This is a genomic window from Lonsdalea iberica, from assembly GCF_002111585.1.
Taxonomy (GTDB): Bacteria; Pseudomonadota; Gammaproteobacteria; order Enterobacterales; family Enterobacteriaceae; genus Lonsdalea; species Lonsdalea iberica.
On the sequence record NZ_LUTP01000109.1, the window covers coordinates 1 to 1,272 of the forward strand.

A 1,272-nucleotide genomic window follows, 5' to 3' on the forward strand; every position below is an offset into this window, starting at 1 on the left:
TATTGCATTGATTAATGAACATCACAATGTTAATACTCAAATGGCATAAGGCAGGTAGTAATGAAAAATAGAAATGTAGAAAAAACATTATTGCTCCTTGTTTTCACAATTGTTGCTTGTGATGGTTCATCAAAAAAATCAGAATTAGCCAATAAACTTATTGATAAATCAATTGCAAACATGGTGAGTGTTAAAGGCGGCGATTTTTTAATGGGAGACTTTGGTCCATTAGTTGGAGAGAAATTACCTTTTAGTATTCAGCAGGACGATAAAGTACTTCATAAGGTCGTTCTTGGAAGCTTTATGATCTCGAAATATAAGGTCACAAATGCCGACTATAAAATATATCTGGAAGTGACAGGCACACCCTCCCCGCCTGTTGACATTCTTGCCAAGAACTCTCCAATGCTTCTGAGTGATGATTACTCTTTGAGTGTTACCTGGCAGCGAGCAAAGGATTATTGTATATGGCTAGGGGCGCAGTCAGGGAAAAAAATAGATTTACCGACAGAAGCTCAATGGGAGTATGCCGCACGTTCAGAAGGCAAATATTTACCCTTTGCAACTGATAATGGAAAGATTGAGCGTGGCAGAAATTATCCAACTTATGATGAGTTAGATAAATATACTGGTGGGTTAGGGCTTCCAATTTATCCAGTTGGTAAATATCCACCAAATCCTTTGGGCCTTTATGATATGGGATTAAGTGGAAAAGAATGGACCAATGACAGGTATTCATCAGATTACTATTCACATTCTCCAGTCAAAAATCCTCAGGGGCCAGCCAAAGGAGAAAGGAAAGTTCTACGCGGAGCTGTAGGTGGGGATGACCAATACGCGTTAACGATGTTTAGGCAATCTTCACCACCAAGTCCAAAATCAGAAGACGATCATGATTATGACAATGGTGTTTTTCGGTGTGTGATCAATAAATGATTATCCATATTTTCAGGTTTTTTTTAACTTTAAGTCTAATGATGCTTATATGAATCGAATATCGAAGCTATGTAAGGAGGAACGGGACGGCATATAAAAATATTCTGCTAGTCAGAAAAGTCGTCTGGATAACGTGAGTAAAAACACTGTCGTCAACGGAGAGCATGGTCCTCAGGTTTATTTTCACCCGGGTAGTGCAACGTTACTTTGCGTTGATGCAAAAGATAATCGCTTACTCATACAGGTACAGCTGAAAATGACAGCGTTGCTGGAAAATCAGAAGAAAGCGCAGATTGCTCTGGATGAGCTCAATTTCGAAATGTTGACTCAGGCAGG

At 39.2% G+C, this 1,272-nt stretch carries 2 protein-coding genes; both read left to right on the top strand.

Going from position 1 to position 1,272, the window contains the following annotated elements; all coding sequences use genetic code 11:
• Window positions 1-60: 60 nt before the first annotated feature.
• A complete protein-coding gene (locus AU511_RS16875; protein WP_094110365.1) occupies window positions 61-936 on the top strand; it encodes a formylglycine-generating enzyme family protein in 876 nt (291 codons plus the stop codon).
• Window positions 937-1,069: 133 nt separating this feature from the next.
• Window positions 1,070-1,272 (top strand): hypothetical protein (locus AU511_RS16880; protein WP_240503878.1); only part of this gene is annotated, 203 nt, incomplete at its 3' end.